We start from the raw sequence: 21,042 nt of genomic DNA on the forward strand, positions 1-21,042 counted from the left end.
ACTGGCCCGACGGAGTGCCTCGATGAGCCGATCGGTTTCGGGTGAGCGAGCGGGCGCATCGCCTTCTGCTCGCTCGTCAGGCCGATACGGTCGACTCAAGAGATCGCCGTGCGAAGGCGGTCTGCGAGAGCCCGGTGTTCGCGCCGGATGGCTTCTGGCAAGCGCTCTCCGAAGCGGTCCAGGAAGGCGCCATTTCGTTCGACCTCTTCCAGCCAGGCTCGCGGATCGACGGCAACGAGCCGTTCGAAGTTCTCGCGCGCCGTATCGAGGCCGCTCAGATCGAGCGCGGATTGCACCGGCACGTTGCCGATAGGTGTTGGTCGTACCGCTTGGGATCCCTCGACGCGTTCGAGAATCCACTTCAGCACGCGGATGTTCTCGCCGAAGCCGGGCCAGAGGTAGCGGCCGTCCTCGTCGGTCCGGAACCAGTTCACGTGGAAGATCTTCGGCGGCTCGACGAGGCGCCGGCCCATCGAGAGCCAGTGGCCGAAGTAGTCGGCCATGTTGAAGCCACAGAACGGGAGCATGGCCATCGGATCGTTGCGTGGAATGCCGACAGCGCCCGTCGCGGCAGCGGTGGTCTCGGAGACCAGTGTCGCACCGACGTAGACCCCGTGCGCCCAGTCCCGCGCCTCGTAGACCAGGGGCGTCAATCGTGCCCGCCGTCCGCCGAAGATGATGGCCGAGATCGGGACACCTTGCGGATCGTCGAAGCTAGGCCCCACCGTCGGGCACTGGCGCGCCGAGACGGTGAAACGCGAGTTCGGATGGGCAGCCGGCTCCTTGGTCCCGGGCGTCCACAGATTGCCGCGCCAGTCCGTCAGCACCTCGCCGTCGTCGAGGGGGCCGAGCCCTTCCCACCAGGGCGTGCCGTCTTTCCGGAGCGCGACGTTCGTGAAGATGACGTCCCGGCCGAGCGCCGCCAGCGCATTGGGATTGGTCTTCCTGCTCGTTCCTGGAGCCACTCCGAAGAATCCCGCCTCGGGATTGACGGCCCATAGCCGGCCGTCGTCGCCGACGTGCATCCAGCAGATGTCGTCACCGACCGTCTCCACCTTCCACCCCGGAAGGCTCGGAACGAGCATCGCGAGATTCGTCTTCCCACACGCGCTGGGAAACGCCGCGGCGACGTAGTGCTTGACGCCCTGCGGGTTCGTGATGCCGAGGATCATCATGTGCTCGGCCATCCAGCCTTCTTCGTGCGCTTCGACACTGGCGATGCGCAGCGCGTGGCACTTCTTGCTCAGCAGCGCGTTGCCGCCGTACCCCGAGCCAATGCTCCAGATCGTGCGCGTCTGAGGAAAGTGGCAGATGAATCGACGCGTCGGTGAAAGGTCGCCGAGGCTGTGCACGCCCCTGACGAAGCGTGTGTGCGGGCCGAATCGGCGCAGAGCAGCGTCACCCGTGCGGGTCATGATCGCGAGATTCGCGACGACGTAAGGGCTGTCGGTAATCTCGACGCCGAGGCGACTCCAGGGCGAATCCGCTGGGCCCATCAAGTACGGGACCACGTACATCGTTCGGCCCTTCATGGCGCCAGCGAAGAGCGGCCAAACGTCGGCCTGTGCTTGCTCCGGGCTCATCCAGTTGTTCGTCGGCCCGGCGTCCTGCTCGTGCTTCGAACAAATGAAGGTCAAGTGCTCGGTTCGCGCGACGTCCGTTGGATGGGAGCGATGGAGGAAGCTGTGCGGATGACTTTCCGAATCGAGCCGATGGAGGGTTCCATCCGCAACCATGCGGTCTTCGAGCGAGAGCATGGCGAGCTTGCTCCCGTCGAACCATCGAACGGCGTCCGGCTTCGCGTGGTCCGCGACCTCGTTGACCCAGTTGGTGAGTTCCTTGTTCGTCATTTCGGTACGTCTTGCCTCCGGCAGTACGAGCGCTCGAGGCGCTCGCACGAGCGTTCGGCGGCGGACCAAGCACGTGTCGTACCACCCAGAACTGCCTCGAATTTCGAGGTGCTGGCGCCCTACGATGGCCCCCCGTACGGCGCGCGCGCCGGCCTTGGTCATTCGTGCCTATTTGGCGTACCGAAAGACGTACCGGGGCAGCGCTCGCAAGTCGCTCCGCGCGGACTCGGGACGACGCTCACCTCTGCTCAAGCGCGACTGGAGACGCGTGGGCCTGGAAAAAAGCATCGATCGGCCTATGTTGGCAGCGTGCCTCAGACGAAACGGAACGCAGACATCGTCCTCGAGCCGATCGTTCGCTCGTTGGCGATGCGCCAACTTGACCGGGTCGTGAACATGGTCGCCAACAAGGACGTCATCGTGACGTTCATTGGCGAGAGCGGCACCGGCAAGGAGATCTTCGCGCGCCGGCTCCACGAGTCGTCCGATCGCCGTCGAGGCCCGTTCGTGCCAATCAATTGCGCCGCCATCCCGGAGGCCCTCTTCGAGAGCGAGCTCTTCGGTCACGAGAAAGGCGCCTTCACCGGCGCCAGTGAACGCGCGCGAGGCAAGATCGAAGCGGCCGCCGGCGGCACGCTCTTTCTGGACGAGCTTGGAGACATGCCCATCGGAGTCCAGGCGAAGCTCCTTCGGTTCCTCGAAAACCGGCGTTACATGCGCGTGGGTGGCTCGACGAAGATCACGGCCGACATCCGGCTGGTGACCGCGACGCATCGTCCGCTGGAGGACGAGGTGAAGGCAGGCCGATTTCGCCCGGACTTGTTCTATCGGATCGAGGGCATCACGCTTTCGGTTCCCCCGTTACGCGAGCGCGTCGCCGACATCATGCCGCTCGTTCAGCAGTTCGTTGCGCACTCGTGTATCAAACACGGCACGAAACCGCCGCGCCTCACCCGCGCCACCACCAACGCGCTGCGCTCGTACGCGTGGCCGGGAAACGTTCGCGAGCTTCGCAACGTCGTCCAGCTTCTGTGTCTCATGCGTGACGGGAAATCTGCGCGCGTCCGTGACCTTCCGGAGCGCATGCGCACCACGCCATCCGCGGAGACGTCCTCGCCAGGCAGCAGCAGCGCTCGGCAGAACGCGAGCGAGGTCATCGAGGTGCGCCTCGACATGCCGCTGTCGGAGGCCGTCGATCGGATCTTGCACTCCGCGCTCGTCCTCGAACGAGGAAACCGATCGCGAGCTGCACGAAGGCTGTCGGTGGGCCTACGCACGATGCAACGGTACATCGCGCGGACCCGCGATCTCGCCATCGAACCCGCGGACGACTGAGGCCTTCGCGGACTACTCCGACCGCTCGCGGCGCGCCTCGTCGTCCTCGAGCCCCGAGCCTTCATCGGCCTCCGCGTGCGCACGGATTGCATCCAAAATCGTCCAGCCCCAGACCGGTCGCGGAACGACCGCGACGTTCTCGTGCGCGCGCGCGAACCGCTCGAAGTCCTTCAGCCGACTCGTGACGACGATCAGCAGCGTGTCTTTGCAGCGGGCGGCGAGCTCGGCCACTACGGCCTCCACCGACCGCCACGCGAAGTCGTCGGGAAAGAGCACCAGCGCAAAAGCCGCGTCGCTCGCCTCATCGAGGCAATCCTCGAGACGACGCCGCCCTTTGACCCGCATTCCAACTTTGGAAAGATAGGCCTCGAGTCCGTCGAGGGTCTCGGCGTTCGCGGCACAGATCACGACCTGCCGAGACTCCGCACAGGAGCTGGAAGACTGCATGGCACGTGCGTGAGCAACGATGATGCCATGGCAGATTGCCGAGCGTTTCCATCGCGCCGTCGCGGCCCACGCGAGCTCCATGCACGCGCGCCACTTTGGCGTAGGCCGCTCGTGACTCGACCGCATTTCGGAGATGGCGCCGAGGGGGCGCGCCAACGCGAGGACGCGTATTAGCGGACTTCGACCGTATACGGAGAGGTCGGACGGCTGCCGGCGCCGGCGGGGTAGCCGTAGCTGACGGAGAAGTCGATGCCCCAGACGTAGAGGGCGAAAGGACCTTCGCTCGTGGCCTGGTGGCGGCCGCTGGTGCAGGCGCCGTTGGGGTGGCCGTCGCGGGTGATGTCGAGCCAGGCGTACTCGATCGTGCCGTCCGAACCGAGGGGCGTCCAGCCGGAGATGGGGCCGGCGCAGTCGAGCGTCACGTCGTGAAAGCCACGTTCGTCCTTCTTGCGAACGACGGTGAGCGTGTTCGTCTTGTACGTATGGTCGACGAAGAAGACGTAGTCGTCGAGGAACTGGTCGTCCGCAATCACGTTGACGAAGTCCGGATCGCCATCCGTGTAGTACTTCTGAGCGCCCGTCATGTAGTTCGCGACGAAGATGGGATAGTCGGGGCCCTGCGAGTGGACGCGGAAGGGATGGTCCGATTGCAGGAACGTGACTTCCCCTCCCGCGAGCGTGTGAGGCACGCCCGCGGGAGGACCGTTGCCCGGCATCGTGCTCGCCCCGTCGCTGCCGGACGGCTCGGGATCGTAGGTGAGAATCGTGCCGTCGCGTGCTGCGGCGATGCTCCAGGTCACGCTCTCGGGGAGTGCCTCTTGTCCTTCGAGGGGAACGCGCCGCGTCTTGTAGGGGACTGCCGTATAGCTCGAGCTCCACTGCCCGATCGTCGGGATTTGCTGATGCAACGCATCGCACGCGGCTCGATCGAGCGGAATGTTCGAACACTGGGTTCCGGCGAAGAGGGCCACCGGATGATTCGATTCGAGGGGGCTTCCGTCGAGGCTCAGGCTCTGGACGAACTCGAGGACCTGTCCGCGCTGGAGCGTCCACGTGCTGACCGCGTCCTTGGCTCCGGCCGCGACGCCTTCGCCTCCGCGAATGTCCACGCGAGGCTTGATGCGAATCACCGTGTCGTCTTCCTGCGCGACGACCTGCACGAACGGTAGCCCGAGATTGTAGAGGCCGCTCAGGCCATCCATCATCATGTAGTTCGTGCCCCACGACGCCGTCGGCAAGAGCAACGTTGCCGCCGTGACGTAACTCTTCGCTCCGCCATAAGGGAATATCGAATAGGCAGAGACCGGAACGTCCGTCTCGAGATGAAAGGCCGGGTAGATGCTCGTCTCGTGCGTGCTCACGGCCGTTCCGTGGAAGGCCACGGTCACGTCGACGGGGCAGGCAATGGCGTTCTCGGTGGCGGGATTGGTGCTCGGCGTCGGATCGCCTTGCGACAGAAACACGATTCCGACTTCGCCGGGCGGAATCGGGCCTTCGATGCGCTGGTAGTGCACGTTCGAAGAGCCGTCACCCGCGGGGATGGCGCGGTAGATGCTCTTGGAAACGTCGAGGGGATTGGCGCCCAGGCTCGCCTTCACGTTCACCGGCGTCGACCACGTGTTGGCGACGAACGCGGCGAAGCACGACGAGTCCACGGTGCGGAACACGTCCGGCGGCGTGGTCCAGAACGAGCAGCCGATTGAGCCTTGCGACTTCGACGCCGCATCGCATGGCGACGTGCATGCGCCCGCGCCGCAGCCTTGTTCGTCCGGGCACGTCTCGATGACCTGCCCGGTGCAGCCGTCCAGCACCGCGTGCAGATCGCGCGAGCAGCGCCGGCCCTGACAGGAGGGGCCTGCATCGGCATCGTTCTGTGCGCCGAGATCGGGCGAGGTTTGCACGAAGCCCCGGTCGGACTCGCCGCACGCAACGAAGCACGTCACGAGCGCGAGGGAGAGCGGCGCATAGCGAAGAAGCAACGGCATCGGAGTCTCCGAGCTCACGGGAAAGTCACCTGCGTGGGCGTCCAATGGCGTGATGAGTCCTCTTTGCCTTGCCCAAGCTGGCCGCTGCGGTCGTCACCCCAGCACCAGACCGCGCCGCCCTTGGTCAGCGCGCAGCTCGACGAAAGGCCGGTGGCCACCGCGACGATGTCCGGCGCCAAGGTGGTGAGCTTCGAAGGCACGTAGGCTGCGCTCCGGGTCGCGAAGCCGAGCTCGCCCCACGTGTTGCCGCCGCCCCAACAGGCAACCTCGCCGTTCGTCAGCCGTGCGCACGAGTGCGAGTCGGCGGCGGAGATCTGGAAGGGCCAATCCCCTTGCGCAAACGACACGTCCGCGGGCTCGCTCTCGTCGCGTGCATGACCGACGCCGAGGAGGCCATTGGTGCCATTGCCCCAGCAAAAGAGGCGTCCATCGGTGGTGACCGCGCAGACGTGCGAAGCCGAGGCGGCGAAGCTGCGCACCGGCGGAAGGCCGACGACCGGACGCGGAACGTCGTCGACGTCGAGCGACGTCGAGCGCCCGAGCGTGACGCCGCGCGCACCCCACGAGCAGAGCGTACCCTCGTCGTCGAGAACGAAGGCGGCGGTGTCCGTCACGGCAACGTCGACGGCCTTTCGTCCGCCGAGACCGACCGTGCGAAGGCCCGAGCCGAAGAGTGCGCTGTCGCCCCAGCAATCGAGATCGCCGTTCAGCGCCACCGCGCAAGACATCTCTGCGCCGAGCGCGAGGCGCAGCGTGGAAGGCGCATCGGACGAGCGCACCGGCGTTCGGTCCACGGCATCCCAGCAATCGACGCCGCCGTCACCAAGCACGGCGCACACGTTCGACGAGGTGATGGCAATGTCGATCGCGCCGGCGATTCCCGCGATGGCCGCGGGGCCAGGGTTGGGATCCGAGCCATCGTCGGGCGCTCCGCCGACGAGCGAGGGCTCACCCCAGCAGCGCACGGTGCCGTCGTCGATGACGCCGCAAAACACCGAGGGGCCACCGACCAAGCGGACCACGCATGGCGAGCCGTCACACGCGACTGGCGCCGGCGAACCGTCGTAGGGCTCGACCACGTCGGGCACGCTCGCGTCTTCGACAGAGGCGCTCGTCTCGGGCAGCGAGGCGTCGGGGCGAGAGGCGTCGGTGGTGTCGTCCGACGACGAATCCCATGCCGGCGCATCGCTCGTCTCCGAGCAGGCGAACGCGCTGACCACGAATCCCGTGCCGAGCGCGAGGAGGAGAAGCGAACGGGATTTCACGGCGACTCCGTGCGGTGCAGGGCGATGTTCTCACCCACGATCCACGTGTCGGCCTTGCCGCTGCCGTCCACTACGCCTCCGATAGCGTGAAGCCGTTTCGTCAGCGGCGAGCCGATGGCGACTCGGCCGATGCTCCAGATCTGCCCGTCCCAACGACGAACGGAGCCGGGAGACGCCGCGATCCAGGCGCGTGTGCTCGCCGCTGTCCAGATCCCCTCGGGCGTGGTGCCCGCGAGTGCTGCGTCATCCATCGACCACACCCAATCGCCGTTTCCTCCGGCAGCGCTCGCGTCGAGGATCCCAGCATCACGAGGCGCGACGTGGGCGACTTGCGGAGGCTTGCTGAACGGAAGAAGCGACGGCCTCTTGACCACCAAGTAATGCGAGCCGTCCGGCGCCGTCGCCCCCGCGACGACGGCGCAGGTGACGCCACTACAGCTCAGGGCGAGCGGAATTCGGTCGAACGACGCCGACGGGTCGCCGTTCGGATCTGCGGCGTGCTTCCAGCGAACGAGCAGCGTGTGATCTTGGTAATCGCAGGTATCGCCGAACTTGTTGCAGGTGCTGTACTCGCGAGCGGCAATCCAGACGTCTTCGTCGGACTTCCACATGTCGGAGACCACGTGCGCGGAGTCTCCCGGAATGGCACTCGGGAACGAGAGTTCCTCGAACGAAGTGCCCGCCGAGTGAAAGATGCCATTCGCGGTGATTGCCAAGATATCGGACGCCGATGTTCCGCGAATACGAAGAATGTCGTCGGCGACGCCCAGCTCGACCTTGCCGAAGGCAAATGTTCCCGGCGCGGACGCAGAGCTCGTGCCGTGGAAGACCACGCCGTCGGGGCCTCCCGCCCAGACGTCGCCCGGGCCGGCCACCCAAACCGTGTGGAGTGGAACGTTGGCTCCGAAGACGTAGCTCCACGCGCCGGCAGCCCAGTGCAGCACGTAGCCCTGTTCGGCGACGGCCCACGCCTCGTGCTCCGGCGTGACCCAAACGTCGTGAAGATCGATGGGAACGAACACGGGATCGAGGTACTCGGCCGCGGCGATGGCAGCGCCGGGAAGCGCGGTCGGGCACCAGCCATCGGGCGAGCACACGATCGCGGCGTCGCCGCCTTCGGAGGCGTCGGTGGACGCAGCACCATCGCTCGTGACGTCGCCGTCGAGCCCGGGGCCGCCGCTGTCGACGGCATCGATGGGCGCGCTCGGAGCGTCCTCGTCGGAGGCGCAGCCTGTCACCACACGTGCCGAGAGACCAAGGGTCGTGAGTACGACCAGCGTAGGAAGAACGGCTCTCACGGTTGTCTCCGGTTCGATCCAGTTCGATGAAGCAACACGCCCTGCCCCGCGATCCACACGTCGTCGACTCCGCTCGCCCAGACCGCGAAGAGATTGGGCGTTTGACCGATCGCGAGCCCCGTCGTGGCGAGCGACCAGGCCTTGCCGTCGAAGTGGAGGATCGTGCCATGATCGCCCACCGCCCAAACGTCCGACGCACTCGAGCCAGAAGCGCCATGGAGAGCACGCGTGGTCGGCGAAGCGACGGCGGCAAAGCCCTCCGTGACGTCGCCTGTGAAGTGGCGGAGCGCTCCGTCGGCGCCCACAGCCCACAGATCCGAGGCGCTCGAACCCCAGAGGCCCTCGAGCGGCACGGTCGTGAAGCTGTTCACGCCGCTCCACGACGCAGGGGCATCGTCGGCCGCGGGGACGTAACGGAAGATCTTGCCGCCATCGCCGGCGGCCCAAACGTCGTTCGGCCCCGAGCCCCAGAGCGCACGAATCGAAGGCATGGCCATGTTCGTGCCCTCGTAGGCCGGGACGGCGATCCACACCGAGTTCGATTCCGTATCGACGCCCTCGAGCCAGAAGCTGCCATAGCCGCCGAAGCGAGACGACGGATTACCGGCGAGCCAGACGCCGCCCTTCGGAGCACCCCAGATGGCGGCAACACGCCCTTGGCTGGCGGAGTCTTCGTTCCAGACGGCGCCGGTCACGCGCTCCCAGACCGGATTGCCCTGGCGATCGCGCGAGCGACGCAGCGGCGCTCCCGTGGCCCCGAACCAGACGTCGTCACGCGAGATGCCCCAGGCGGAGAAGAAAATCGTGTCGCGCGCGTCCGCGCCGCCACTCCAGTCGACCGTGGTGAAGGAGACGCCGTCGCCGTGCAGAATGGTGCCTTGGGAACCGGCGATCCAGAGATCGTTCGACGAGCTTCCCCAGATGGCGTTGAGAGCGACGGTCGGCGACGTCGGCAGAGTCACTGGGCAAAAGTCGGTCGTCGTGCAGTCGACCGGAGCACATGCCCCGCATCCGGCGTCGGCATTCGCAGCGTCGGCGTCACTGTCGGTGGTCGCATCGGCCGAGGGGAGGACCGCCTGGCCGTCGGGCCCCGTGGCCGTCGGCTCGGAGCTGTCGCTCGCGCAGGCCACGATGGCGCCGCCCAAGAGCGCCACCACCATTCCAATCAGGCTTCCGCCGATGACGCGCGCGCGCCTCATTGGGGCACCTTCCCTGCGTCGCACTCTTCGGTCACGCACTGGCCGTTGACACACGGCTGGCCCACGGCGTTGTTGCACGTCACGCCGCATGCTCCGCAGTTCGTCGGATCTTTGGCGAGCTCGGTCTCGCAACCGTCGTCGAGTCGACCGTTGCAATCGGCGAAGCCGGGAAAGCACTCGTAACCGCATCGGCCGTGATCGCAGCTCGTGCGCCCGTTGTATTGATTCGGGCCGATGGCGACCGGATCCGGACAGAAGAAGTTGCACGAGCCGCAATTGCCTGGATCCGTCTCGAGATCGACGCAGGTGCTTCCGCAAATCGTTCGACTCGCGGGGCACTGGCAAGCAACGCCGGGATTTGCGTAATCGTCGAAGCAGTGTTTTCCGACCGGGCACTCCGTCCCGCACTTGCCGCAATTCCGATCATCGGTACCGAGATCGATTTCGCAGCCGTCGTCGAGCAAGCCGTTGCAGTTCTCCCACAGAACCTGGGCGCGCCTATCGCAATGCAGCGTCTTGCATTCGCCGGCGATGCAACCGAAGCGCATGTGGTCGGGCGGTGCGCCGGCGTCTTCGGGTGGATGATCGTCGCAATTGAAGTCACACGCCCCGCAGTTGTCGTCGTTGGTTTGGAGATCGACGCACGTACCGTTGCAGTCGACCAAGCCGGTGGGGCACCCGCACCTGCCGTCGATGCACGCCACTCCGGGCGCACACTTCTGCCCGCAGCCACCGCAGTTCGCGGGATCGGACTTCGGATTGGCCTCGCAACCGTCGTCGAGAATGCCGTTGCAGTCGAGATCGAGGTTGTAACAATCGGCGCGGCACGCTCCGTTCACACACGACGTCTGCACGTTGAGCGAGCCTCCGAGGTCGCCGCAATCGTTTCCGCAAGCACCACAGTTGTGGACGTCGTTCGCGAGGTTCGTACCGCACGCGTAGGTGGGGAGAAGGAGCTGCCCCGAGAAGTCCTGCGAGGGGCACGTGGCATAGGGGGACGGGCAGGTCGTCGAGACGCACATCTCGGCCTTCGCGGAGGACGACGCATCGGCGGCCGCGTCACCGCGAGCGTCAGGCACGAAGAACGCGCCACCGCCGTCGGACGACGCGCTCGGGCCCAGGCTCACCAGGTTCGAGTCCTCCGCGCAGGCGAAGCCCACGAAGGCGCTCGCCGCCGAAATCATGACGACGGCGACATGTACCGCCCGTAATCGGTGCCGACCTTGCGCGATCATTCGAAGGGAAATGAACCATGGGCCCGCGCAAACGATCGGATCGGGCGCACGATTTCCTTTTTCGGCCAAGAGAGGCCCGGACGGAGTAGGCCGGTGTGGCCCCGAGCAGGCGGATTCCCGAAGCCGTCGCCGGTGGAGTAGCGTTGCTCGGCGGGATGGCGTGGTCATCGCAAGGGCAAGGCGCCGGCGCGCTCTCGACGCTTGCCCTCACCGCCCTCCTGCTTCCGACGAGCGCAGCTGCGGCCGAGCCTGACCATCTCGACCATCTCGACCATCTCGACTACCAGGCGCCAAAGGAATGTCCTGCCAAGGACGAGCTCGTCCGCGCGATCGAAGCTCGAACCGCGCCCTCACGGGCCGAGGACATGCGGACCTTCCGCATCGTCATCGAACGCGCGCCCGCAGGTGACTTCGTGGGGCGCCTCGACGTCCTCGGCGCTTCCGGCGTCCCGCGCGTCACGCGCGCCGCGGATTGCGCAGCGGTCGTCAAAACGCTCGCGCTCTTCGTCGTGATTGCTCGGACCCCGGAGGAGCCCCCCGACATGGTGCCGCCAGCTTCTCCCTCGCCTTCGCCTTCGCCGGTGCCGCCCGGCACAACGCCACCTCCGTCGCCACGCGCTCTCGTCGTTGCCACGCATCCCCCGCGCGCGACCTCTCGTTTTCGCTACACGGCGGCCGTTCGAGCGTCGCTCTCGACGGCCTCCTCGTCCGAGGTGACGACAGGCGTGCGAGTGCAGAGCGAGCTTTCGTGGCGAGCCGCGGGGCTCCCAGTGGCGCCACTCGTGCGGCTCTCGTACGGCACGGCGACCTTCGATACGGCCGTCGAGCCGGGCAACGCGTCGTTTCGGTTTCGGACCGGGCGCCTCGAGGCTTGCGCGGCGATCGATCTCGGAAGGCATGTCGACCTGGTGCCGTGTGTGGGCGGCGAGCTCGGTGATCTGGTGGCGAACACGTCGAACCGCCCCATCGCCGTGCGTACGGCGACGCGGTGGGAGGCGATGACCGCGGGGGGCGGCGTGCGGTGGTCGGTTCTGCCGTGGCTCGCGCTGGGGGCGGATCTCGTGGCGGTGATCCCCTTCACGCGCAAGCAGTTCGCCGTCGTCGAGCCGGTTCACCGCGTCTACGCCGCGCCGCCGGCGTTCGTCGAAATGGGCGCCCTCGCCGGCGTGAATGCCGATTTCTGAACAACCTCTTCCGTTCCGCCCATGAATTTTCAGAAAAGCGACAGGGCGGCTGATCAAATCGGGGTCGTCGCCCTTCAACAGAAAGGATGGTGATGCGGAGCATGCCTCGCGAGGTCGCTTTGGCCTCGTCTTCGCGCGCGTCGGGTGCGCTCGCCCCCGACGAGGCCGCGCCGTCTTCGCGTGCGCCAGGAGCGCAGGACGCACCGAACGTGCAGGCCGCCCGCGCATGGCTCGATCGCCTGGCCCGCGAGCACTACGCGTTCGTCTGGCGAACGGTGCGCCGCCTCGGGATCGCCGCAGCCGAGGTGGATGACGCGGTGCAGGAGGTCTTCCTCGTCGCGGCCCGTCACACCGCACCGCTCCACAACGAGCGCGGCTTTCTCTTTCGTACGAGTCAGTTCGTGTGCTCGCACGAGCGACGCCACCTGCGTCATCAACGCGAGATCCCCGACGAGAACGCGTTGGCCGACGCCGTCGACGCCGCCGCGAATCCCGAGGAAAACCTGGCTCGCTCCGAGCAGCGCGACCTGCTCCAAGAGCTCCTCGACACGCTGACGCCCGATCAACGCGCCGTGTTCGTCCTCTTCGAGCTCGAACACGTGACGACCGTCGAGATCGCCCAGATGCTCGACCTCCCCATCGGCACCGTCGCCTCGCGCCTTCGCCGCGCACGCGAAGTCTTCACCGCTGCGGCCGCAGAAAAGGGCCTCACATGAGCGAGCCCACCCACCTCGAAGAAACGAGCTCCCCCGCCCTCGCCGCCGTCCTCCGCTCGGCCCAGGCTGACGCGCCTCGGGATCAGGAGCGCGAGCTTCGTCGCCTCTCGGCTGCCGCCGGTGTCGTCATCGCAACCCGTAGTGGTGCCGCCGCGTCGAGCTCGCTGTGGCTTCGGCGCGCAGGTTGGCTTGTCTTGGGTACGACCCTCATCGTTGTCGGTGGCGGCATGTGGTCGTCGCGCACGCGACTCGCCGGCGATGCCGCCTCGACCGTGCTCGCCCGCCCCGCGCCTTCAGCACACATCGAAGACGTGGCTCCGGCACCGCTGCCGGCGCCCACGACGGTCGTGAGCGTCGATGATCTGCCGGCCGTTCGCGCGAAGCCGTCGGTCGCACCACGCGCCAGCGCGAGCTCGGCGTCGCGTGCGACGATCGTTCACCCGAGCGAGCCGACGAGCGCCGAGCTGCCTGACGAGCTCTCGATGATCGACGCTGTCCGCAGCGCGCTCTCCGCCGGCCAGCCTTCGCTGGCTCTCGAACGCCTCGCCGCATACCGGCGGACATATCCTCGCGCGTCGTTCGACGTGGAGGGCGACGTCCTCGAAGTCCAGGCCCTCGCCGCCCTCGGCCAAACCGCGAGTGCACGCAACAAGGCCCAAGCCTTCCTGCTGGCCCACGCCGGCTCGCCGTACGAAGCGCGCGTTCGTGCGGCCGCGAACCTGCCGACGACGCGCAACGACGCCCGCTGAGACGAGCCAGCGAGCGTCGTTGGCGCTAGCTCATTGCTCGAAGCAATAGAGCGGGGCGCTACGAGAGCAGGGCTGGCCGGTCCAACTCGCGCTCCAGCCCGTGTCGGTCACGATGGGGCTTCCGACTTGCGAGGCGTCCGTCTCCGCGTTGCTCGTCCAGTGCACGCAGCTATACTCGTCCCAGTAGACCGTTCCGTTTTCGCGCGTCGTGCTCCACACGACCTGCCGCCCGAACTGCGGCTCCGTCACGACTACGCCACCGATTTCGGTGAGGTCGAGCGCATGCTTCAGCGGCGCAGTCGTGAGGGCAGCATAGCTATCGGCCACGACGGTGCCGTCGATGAGGACATACGGCACCGTCGACTTGTTGAAGCGCGTCGACGGACTTCCTGTCGCGTCGCTCAACCACGCGCGGAACGTGCCCGGAAGATTGGCCGCGGTCGCGCGCGCCTGGCACTTCGCGTCGGCGCCGTCGAGGCCGCCGAGCTTTCCGTCGTAGACGGTGCTCGTCGTGAAAACGACCCTGTTTTGACGGCACGTCACCGTTGCCGTAACGTCGGCGTCGACCACGGTGCCGGAAGCGACCTTCACCTCGCACTCTTCGTTCGCAGGCTGGGTCTTGATCGTGACGAGGTACGGCGCGCCGCTGCTCACCTTCTTGGCAAAGGCGAAGTCGCCTGAGGCATTCACCGTGAGATCGTCGCCGCCGTTGTTCTGGAGGACGAGCCCAGTCCCCACGAGTCCCGTCACCTTCACGCGCGTCACGTAGGTGTTTGTCGAGCAATCGACGGACACGCTCGTGACGTTGCCCGAGACGGTTCCCTCGCCATTCGTCACCACACACGTCTGCGCCGGCCCGCTCGGTTGAACCTTCACGGTGACGGCGAAGCGTGCCCCAGCTTCGAGACGCTTGGGGAAGACGAACGTCTTGTCGGACTTCGACACCACGACGCTATCGCCGCCGCTTTCGAGAAGGAGACCATCCCCCTCGAGGCCGGTGATCGTCCCGCCGACCGTGAAGGTCGACGTCGCGCCGGGCTCCGATGCGTCGGCGTTGTTGGTGCTGGGAGCATCGGGCACTCCGCCGTCCGCGACTGGCCCGGTCCCCTCGCCGGTACCACACGCAGCAACTCCAGCCAGCGCGCCAAGCCCGATTCCGACGGAAGTTAAGAGAATCCGATGATTGATCATGCGCGCACCCTACGGCCTCGGGTGAGTGCGATACAAGGCGCCCGGCGCGACACGCGCCGATGTACGCGCTGCATCGTAGGGAGCTACGATGCGCGCGTGCTGCTCCTCCTGCCCTCCGACCCGCTGCATCCCCGGCGCCCCGACGAGCACTTCAGCGATGAAGGAACGGCCGCGCGGAACCTCGGTCATCAGGTCATGCTCGTCGATCACGACGCGCTCTGCCGAGCGGACGGCGCGGCAGAAGGTGTTGCGCGCGTCTCCGTCGAAGGGTCGGTGTCCGACGCCCTCTACCGAGGTTGGATGCTGCGGTCGGATCAGTACGCCGCATTCGAAGAGGCACTGGCCAAGCGCGGCGTCACGCTTCGAACGAATGCGCGTCAATACCAGCAGGCGCACGAGCTTCCGGGTTGGTATGCGCCGCTCGCGTCGGTGACGCCGGAGTCCGTCTGGACGCGAGGCTCGTCATCAGACGACTTCCGCGCGATTTGTCGGCAACTTGGATCGGGTCCGGCGGTCTTGCGCGATTACTCGAAATCGATGAAGCACTATTGGCACGAGGCCGCCTTCATCCAAGACGTGGCGAATGAAGATGCGGCTTGGCGTATCGCCCAGCGCTTCCTCGAGCTCCGCGACGACGCCTTCGTTGGCGGCTTCGTTCTTCGTCGCTTCGAGTCTCTGCGGGCCGACGAGATTCGCACCTGGTGGGTCGACGGAGCATGCGTGCTGCAGACGCCTCACCCGGATTCACGCGCCGACGCGCCTCTTCCGGAGATCGATCTCGGCGCCTTGGCGAAGCGAATCCCCAATCTTCGGCTCCCGTTCGTGACGGTCGACCTCGCGCTGCGTGACGACGGCGTATGGCGCGTCATCGAGCTGGGCGACGGCCAGGTCAGCGATCGCCCCCGAACGACGCCAGCCGAAGCGTTCCTTCGTGCGGTAGGAAGTGGCTGATTTCGTGGCCTATCGTGAAGGCATACGTCTCGCGCTCAGTACCAGTCGCCGCCGACGCTGGCCGTGAGGAAGGCCACCACGCCGCCCTCGGCGAACGTCGTGTGGAGATCGCCGCCGAACGTCACGCCGGCACGCCGGCTCGTATCGATTCTCGGGTGCGGAATGCTGTGGAATGCAACGCGAGCGTGGGCGCCCCAATAACGGTCGTTGTACGTCACCGCGGTTCCGTTCGACGTGGTGCGCGATGAGCGGCCGCTTTCCGCCGAGGCTTCACTCGCGGTCGTGAGTAGGTAGTCGAGCGAGGGTCCCGCCGCGAATTCGAGATCATCCCGCGGCGTCAGCGCAAAGAGCGGAGTTCCCTGGAAGACGAGCGCCCCACTCGACGAAAACGATCCGTCGGCGCTGACCTTCTTGGAGCTTTGCCAGTTGAACATCCCGCCCTGAAGATAAAAGCCGGCCCGGTGGTCGAACTGCCACCCGAGCCGCGCTTTGAGGCCGATCATGGCGCCTACGGAGGCAGCGTCGGCTCCCACTCCGCAGTCGAAATCGATGCCGAGGCGCACGCGTCCTCCGTCGACACGCGTCGGTTCGACGGACGGCGCCACCTCGGAGGATGGGGGCGCCGGCGCGGCATTCGACGAGACAGCAGCTGCCTCGGCGCTTGCGTTCGAGGGCGTGAGGAGCGCGAGCCCCGAAATCCCCGCGACCAGCAACGTGCGGCGGACGACCGTGTACTTCGAATAGCGCGCGCTCATGCCCAACTCAGCTTAGCCGTTCGCCCCACCAGACGCTTGTTGCGAGAGGAGGTCTCGTATCCAACCCGCATGACACATGGTGAGAACCGAAGCGCCGACGCCAATCGACCTATCTCTCGAATCGACCTGGCCGAGGATGTCCAAACCGCGGAGCTCCCCGACGGACACCGTTCGGTCCTCGTAGCCGGGCCACGACTCGAACCAGCGGGCCGCATCGTCTGCGGCGAGCCATCTCCATGGTGAAGGCTTCGGCAGTCTGCCCGGGCGCGCACACGTCCGGCCGCACCCAACAACCAATCGCGGCGCCGACAATTCTCTCGAAGAAGACCGCGTCGATCTTCGGATAGCAGTCCAGCACCACGTACACCATCGCAGCTCTCATCGCTTGATGCCCGCACCGGCAGGCTCGCACCGAATCGAGAATCGGAATGACGCGCAGCCTTCTCTCGAAACCTATCCTTTCGAATCATGACGCCGGCTCCTTCGACAACACTGAGAGAACTTCGGCGTACCTCCTGATGCGAGCGCGATTCGCGTGACGACGAGGGCCACGCTCGCGCTCCGAACCATCGTCGTCGCGGTCGCCACGGAGGATCGTACTTCCTCTGCATCGATGATCCCGAGCACGGCGGAGCCATCTTCGTCTCCGACGACGACGAGACGCTTGTTGGCTGTGTCGCCCGCAACGATTCACCGACTGCGTGACTCCTCGGTCCGTTAGGCCCGACGCGGCGTCGCAATGGAAGGGACTCCAGCGCGGATTGCTGCCGCCGACGGCTGACGTCATACTTCATGAACGAAGGAGACGTCGGCGATGAGACTGCACTTGCGAGAGTGAGCGCTACCGCGCGACGAGCGCAATGCGGAAGCGGGAATCGCCGAGATCCCAGGCGCGCAGGCGGTGGCCGGTGAAGGCGTGAATGACCTCGATGTTCGTGCGTGAGTGGAGAGTGAGTTCGCTGCAGGTGTAGCTTCCACCGCCTGCGAGGGCGATGGGGAGCATCAGCTGATCGGCGAGGTGAGGTTCGACGCTCGTACCGGTTTCACGCCATGCCAGGAAGGCTTCGGCGACGCTGCGGCCGATCGCTTCGGCGTCGGCGTTGGAAGCGCCGATGGCCGAAAAGACGTTGCCGATGCCCGTCCCCTCGTCTCGCGCGACGAGCCATAGCGCGTTGCCGGGGCCCGGGCTGCGAACCGTTCCGCTGGCGAGCTCGACGGGATGGCCCTTCAGCAGCTCGCCGGCCGCGGTGAGCTCGCGTCGAGCGAGGGCTTCCGAGAGATCGCTGACGATGCCTTGAAGCCTGAGTCTCGACAGCACCGTCGACTCGCCGAGATGGATTGGCGCAAGAGGTCCCGAGGGCAAGACTGTCATCACGACTTCGCCACCGGCCGCAGGGTTGAAGCCCGTGGAGATCAGCTCGAGATCGATGCCGGCCCCCGCGCGGCGAACGAGCGGAAGCCACGCCTGCTCGAGAAACGGAAATGGCGGAGACCACGGGACGTGCGTGCCTCCTCGCACCGTGATGCGTGAAGGACTCGTGCTCGGCGTGAGGGCGAGCGGGAGGGCGAGCGTCTGCAGGACCAAGGAGATCGAGCCGGCCGTGCCGATCTCGATCGTGTGATCGCCCGAGCGGATCGCGCCGGGACGAAAGACGATGCGCGAGCTCCCCAGCGTTGCCCCTTCGACCTCCGCGCCACAAACCAGCGCCGCGGCCTTCACGCAGGTGAGGTGCTGGCGCATGAGGCCTGGCTTTTTCCGCCCCGCGCGAATCCTTTCGAGGACGAACGGCTTGCCCGTCGCCATCGAGAGTGAAAGCGACGTGCGGAGGATCTGACCGCCGCCTTCACCCGCGCTCCCGTCGATGACGAGCAGCGAGTCGTTCGTCGCTTCGCGAAGCACGACGCCGAACTCCGAGACGATCTCTTTGCCCGCATCGACGACGTCCAGGCGCGCCCCCCTCGCCTCTTCGCCCTCGGCGACCGGCGCCGCGGCGGGACTCGCCATGCCGTGGTCCTTGGACCAGAGCTCCGCGCCGCCGGCGACGGCGACCGCCAAGAACCGATGGTACGGAACGAAGATCGGATCCTCGTCGTCCGCCTCCGGCGCCAGCTCGATGCCGTTCGCTCGCACGGCGGTGATGCGGTTGCCCGCAATGACGCGTCGATCGTTCGGCGCACCTCGATGGAGCACATGCACCTCGAGCTCGTGCAGCCCCCCGTCGCGCCAGCGCGCTCGGTTCAAGAGATCTCTCAGCGTCGACATGACTCGTACCTTTCGACCTTCACACCCGCGGTCGTGCAGAGCGTTCGTTCTCGCCTCGACCGGCTCGATGGCCGCGAGCTTCCCACGACGCGGTCCCAAGAGCGAGAGGCGTGCCGAACCGCGCCGATCCGAGAATTTCGGCCAATTTGGGGCGGCGATGTGAGTTCGACCTATCTCCAACGATACAGCCTATCCTATTGGATAGAATTGAGCCGACCATGGCGCATCGAAGTACGTTGCGTCCTGCGGTGACAAAAGCACGAGTCCCGGCATCCAGATTCGGATACCGGGACTCGCAGGCCACTCAGGCCACCCAGGCAACCCCGGGTGGCTCTTCGCGCGACCTCAGGCGAACTCAGCCTAGTGGGCGTCGTCGTAGGCGCGTGAGGCGCTGTCGCGGAGGCGAGAGGCCATCGAGGTGTCGATCACGTTGCGGAAGAAGAGCTCGTTGACCGCCTTGTTCACGCAGAGCGTGTACTCGGGCTTGTTCCCCGTCCAGCGGCGAGCGAAGTCGCACGGGATCTCGGGATGGTGACGGACTCACCCGCCATCACGTCGTAGAGGCGGTTCTTGACGCCGCCCGGCCAGAGGACCTCTGCCCTGCCCTTCGTCTTGGTCTTCAGACCGAAGCCCTGAACCAGCGAGTGCTGCGAGGCGTGGCTCGAGCCGCCGAGGACCGGCGAGAGCACCTGTTTGCCGCCATCGGGCGTGAAACGAACGATCGCGCCGATGCCGTCGCGGTTCACGCGACCCGCGGTGGTGAGGTCCTTGGTTCCCTTGACGCCGATCTTGACCCAGCGGTTGCTGTTGCCGTTGCTGATCTGAACGCCGAGGATTCCTTCTTCGGTGTCCTTGCCCGACCACTCGTACTCGTTCGGCCCGATCGGGACGAACGTCGGAATGTGGTAGGCGGTCTCGTCGAAGACGCCGCCCCACAGCTGGTGGTCTCTCACGAGCGGCAGGTTCGTGTTCGCATAGCCGCCGGACGCGTGGACGATGTCGACGAAGCCGTCGCCGTTGAGGTCGCCGAGGGCCATGCCGTTGACGTCGCTGCGCTGGACGCGCTCGGCGGTCTGCGCTGTCGCGGCCTTGTCCCACGTGAAGTTGGCATTGCCGTCGTTGCTGAGGACGACACCCGGATTGTCCGCGCTGACGAACGGACCATCATCCATGTTGCCGAAGAAGATGATGTCCGTGTCACCGTCGTTGTCGTAGTCCGCCATGCCCGCGCCCCAGCCGTGGGGGTCGTGCCGAGCGCGCCGCGCCCCGGATCGGTGAAGCCGTTCGCTCCGCCAATCCACCAACGCGAAGCGGTGAGCTCCTTCGGGATCGGCATGCCGACCTGCGGGATGAAGTAGGCGCCCATGCTCGTCGCGAACATGTCGATGATTCCGTCGCTGTTGAGGTCGCCGAAGGCGAGGCCCATCCACTGCGACACGCTGTTCAAGCCCATGGAGGCCGTCACGTTCGTGAACTGGCCGGTGCCGTTGTTCTTGAACGTCTGGAGGTAGCCACGGTCGACGCCGCCGAAGGAGCGCGGTGCCATCGCCGCCTGATCGTCGGCGTGGATGATGTCCACGTCGCCATCCTGGTCGATGTCGACGAAGGCGGCTGCCCACGAGATGGTGCTGTCGCCGGGCGGCATGTTCGCAAGCTTGTCTGCGCCGGTCGAACCGAGGACCTCGTCGAAGTGGTTCGCGCCCCGGTTGATATAGAGCTGGTTGCGATGGTTGTACCCGAAGTACTGGGTATAGATCGCGTCCTGGCGCGCCCAGTCGAACGAGTTCGCGACCAGGATGTCGAGCAGACCGTCGTTGTTGATGTCGCCCATCGTGCACGACGCGTGACCGAGCGAGCCGCCACCGACGTTCGCACTCGTGGCGATTTCGCTGAAGGTGCCGCCGTCGTTGCGGAACAGGCGGTTCGGCTCCATTCGGCCGAGCACGAAGAGATCTTCGTCGCCGTCGTTGTCGATATCGCCGTAGCACACGCCGGTGCTGTCCTGGTCCGCGGCTCCTACGCCGGCGGTGAGAGCGACGTCGATGAACTTGGCCTGCCCGGTTTGCGCGAGCTGGTTCTGGAACAGGCTGTTCGCACGGCCGGGACCGTTCGTCACGTAGATGTCGACGTCGCCGTCACCGTCGTAGTCGAGGAGGGCGACGCCCGGTGCGCCGCGTGACTTGAGCGGCGTCTGATTGAGCTCCAGTTGCGACATGAAGGGCTTGACCTTCACGGCATCGTAGGCAGCGCGGGTGGCGGACGCTTTGCGTCGCCACGCGAGGCCCGACGACGCTTTGAGCGAAATGTCGTCGAAGGAGATCGGGCGCGCAGGAATTACCGCCGCGGCGGCCGCCTCCGCTGCAGCGGCGGCCGAATCGGCGATCGGCACCGCCGCCGTATCCGCGACCGGAACCACGTCCGCGCTCGCGTGCAACGGGATTGCCACGGGAACTGCCAGCAGCGCCCAGGGCAACCACCCGAGTGCGCGTCTGCGCGCTATCTTGCTACTCATGAAACCCGCCTCCTGAGAGCCCTCTCCGGCGCTGTCGTTCATCCGAACAGCTGGAAGGTGGAAGGGACTCTTCAAAAAAATCTTTACCTTGCTCGTGAATCCGACCG

At 66.4% G+C, this 21,042-nt stretch carries 17 protein-coding genes; 5 read left to right on the plus strand and 12 right to left on the minus strand.

Annotation, left to right across the window (positions count from 1 at the left end; genetic code table 11):
- Nucleotides 1-95: 95 nt before the first annotated feature.
- A complete protein-coding gene (locus AKJ09_RS42540; RefSeq protein ID WP_146653564.1) occupies nucleotides 96-1,850 on the minus strand; it encodes a phosphoenolpyruvate carboxykinase (GTP) in 1,755 nt (584 codons plus the stop codon).
- A gap of 309 nt (nucleotides 1,851-2,159) precedes the next feature.
- On the opposite strand from AKJ09_RS42540, the gene AKJ09_RS42545 reads away from it, so the two are divergent.
- Nucleotides 2,160-3,185 carry a sigma-54 interaction domain-containing protein gene (locus AKJ09_RS42545; RefSeq protein WP_146653565.1) on the plus strand — a complete coding sequence of 342 codons (1,026 nt, stop codon included), beginning with the start codon at nucleotides 2,160-2,162 and terminating at the stop codon, nucleotides 3,183-3,185.
- Nucleotides 3,186-3,197: 12 nt separating this feature from the next.
- Here AKJ09_RS42545 and AKJ09_RS42550 read toward each other — a convergent pair whose 3' ends face one another.
- From AKJ09_RS42550 to AKJ09_RS42575, 6 genes are all read right to left on the minus strand, one after another.
- Complete coding sequence (locus AKJ09_RS42550; protein WP_146653566.1) at nucleotides 3,198-3,632, minus strand: hypothetical protein; 435 nt, start codon at nucleotides 3,630-3,632, stop codon at nucleotides 3,198-3,200.
- A 170-nt stretch (nucleotides 3,633-3,802) separates the two neighbouring features.
- The gene (locus AKJ09_RS42555) at nucleotides 3,803-5,617 is read right to left on the minus strand and encodes an IgGFc-binding protein (protein WP_146653567.1); all 1,815 of its coding nucleotides are present in this window, start codon (nucleotides 5,615-5,617) and stop codon (nucleotides 3,803-3,805) included.
- Nucleotides 5,618-5,631: 14 nt separating this feature from the next.
- Nucleotides 5,632-6,882, minus strand: coding sequence for an RCC1 domain-containing protein (locus AKJ09_RS42560; protein WP_146653568.1), 1,251 nt, complete (start codon nucleotides 6,880-6,882; stop codon nucleotides 5,632-5,634).
- Nucleotides 6,879-8,180 (minus strand): hypothetical protein, encoded by a 1,302-nt coding sequence (locus AKJ09_RS42565; RefSeq protein ID WP_146653569.1) that lies wholly within the window; start codon nucleotides 8,178-8,180, stop codon nucleotides 6,879-6,881. The genes AKJ09_RS42560 and AKJ09_RS42565 overlap by 4 nt, the downstream gene beginning before the upstream one ends.
- Nucleotides 8,177-9,379, minus strand: a complete 1,203-nt coding sequence (locus tag AKJ09_RS42570; protein WP_146653570.1) for a beta propeller repeat protein — start codon at nucleotides 9,377-9,379, stop codon at nucleotides 8,177-8,179. The genes AKJ09_RS42565 and AKJ09_RS42570 overlap by 4 nt, the downstream gene beginning before the upstream one ends.
- On the minus strand, nucleotides 9,376-10,563 hold the full coding sequence (locus AKJ09_RS42575; protein WP_146653571.1) for a hypothetical protein: 1,188 nt from the start codon (nucleotides 10,561-10,563) through the stop codon (nucleotides 9,376-9,378). Before AKJ09_RS42575 ends, AKJ09_RS42570 begins: the two co-directional genes overlap by 4 nt.
- A 146-nt stretch (nucleotides 10,564-10,709) precedes the next feature.
- Between AKJ09_RS42575 and AKJ09_RS42580 the strand changes: the two genes are divergently transcribed.
- From AKJ09_RS42580 to AKJ09_RS42590, 3 genes are all read left to right on the plus strand, one after another.
- The gene (locus tag AKJ09_RS42580; protein WP_146653572.1) at nucleotides 10,710-11,798 is read left to right on the plus strand and encodes a hypothetical protein; all 1,089 of its coding nucleotides are present in this window, start codon (nucleotides 10,710-10,712) and stop codon (nucleotides 11,796-11,798) included.
- Between the two features lie 92 nt (nucleotides 11,799-11,890).
- A complete protein-coding gene (locus AKJ09_RS42585) occupies nucleotides 11,891-12,514 on the plus strand; it encodes an RNA polymerase sigma factor (RefSeq protein ID WP_169928316.1) in 624 nt (207 codons plus the stop codon).
- On the plus strand, nucleotides 12,511-13,263 hold the full coding sequence (locus tag AKJ09_RS42590; RefSeq protein ID WP_146653574.1) for a hypothetical protein: 753 nt from the start codon (nucleotides 12,511-12,513) through the stop codon (nucleotides 13,261-13,263). The genes AKJ09_RS42585 and AKJ09_RS42590 overlap by 4 nt, the downstream gene beginning before the upstream one ends.
- Before the next feature lie 30 nt (nucleotides 13,264-13,293).
- On the opposite strand, the gene AKJ09_RS42595 is transcribed toward AKJ09_RS42590, so the two are convergent.
- Nucleotides 13,294-14,454 carry a hypothetical protein gene (locus tag AKJ09_RS42595; RefSeq protein WP_146653575.1) on the minus strand — a complete coding sequence of 387 codons (1,161 nt, stop codon included), beginning with the start codon at nucleotides 14,452-14,454 and terminating at the stop codon, nucleotides 13,294-13,296.
- 96 nt (nucleotides 14,455-14,550) lie between these two features.
- Between AKJ09_RS42595 and AKJ09_RS42600 the strand changes: the two genes are divergently transcribed.
- Nucleotides 14,551-15,405, plus strand: coding sequence for an ATP-grasp domain-containing protein (locus AKJ09_RS42600; protein ID WP_205633949.1), 855 nt, complete (start codon nucleotides 14,551-14,553; stop codon nucleotides 15,403-15,405).
- 35 nt (nucleotides 15,406-15,440) lie between these two features.
- On the opposite strand, the gene AKJ09_RS42605 is transcribed toward AKJ09_RS42600, so the two are convergent.
- The 4 genes from AKJ09_RS42605 to AKJ09_RS55300 all read right to left on the minus strand — a co-directional run bounded on the left by AKJ09_RS42605 (nucleotide 15,441) and on the right by AKJ09_RS55300 (nucleotide 20,935).
- Nucleotides 15,441-16,160, minus strand: coding sequence for a hypothetical protein (locus AKJ09_RS42605; RefSeq protein WP_146653576.1), 720 nt, complete (start codon nucleotides 16,158-16,160; stop codon nucleotides 15,441-15,443).
- Nucleotides 16,161-17,001: 841 nt separating this feature from the next.
- Nucleotides 17,002-18,423 (minus strand): RNA 3'-terminal phosphate cyclase, encoded by a 1,422-nt coding sequence (gene rtcA, locus AKJ09_RS42610; protein ID WP_146653577.1) that lies wholly within the window; start codon nucleotides 18,421-18,423, stop codon nucleotides 17,002-17,004.
- 461 nt (nucleotides 18,424-18,884) lie between these two features.
- Nucleotides 18,885-19,460, minus strand: coding sequence for an ASPIC/UnbV domain-containing protein (locus tag AKJ09_RS42615; protein ID WP_240488812.1), 576 nt, complete (start codon nucleotides 19,458-19,460; stop codon nucleotides 18,885-18,887).
- Nucleotides 19,373-20,935 carry an FG-GAP repeat domain-containing protein gene (locus tag AKJ09_RS55300; protein WP_240488814.1) on the minus strand — a complete coding sequence of 521 codons (1,563 nt, stop codon included), beginning with the start codon at nucleotides 20,933-20,935 and terminating at the stop codon, nucleotides 19,373-19,375. Before AKJ09_RS55300 ends, AKJ09_RS42615 begins: the two co-directional genes overlap by 88 nt.
- Between the last annotated feature and the right edge of the window lie 107 nt (nucleotides 20,936-21,042).

This window comes from Labilithrix luteola (genome assembly GCF_001263205.1).
Classification (GTDB): domain Bacteria; phylum Myxococcota_A; class Polyangia; order Polyangiales; family Polyangiaceae; genus Labilithrix; species Labilithrix luteola.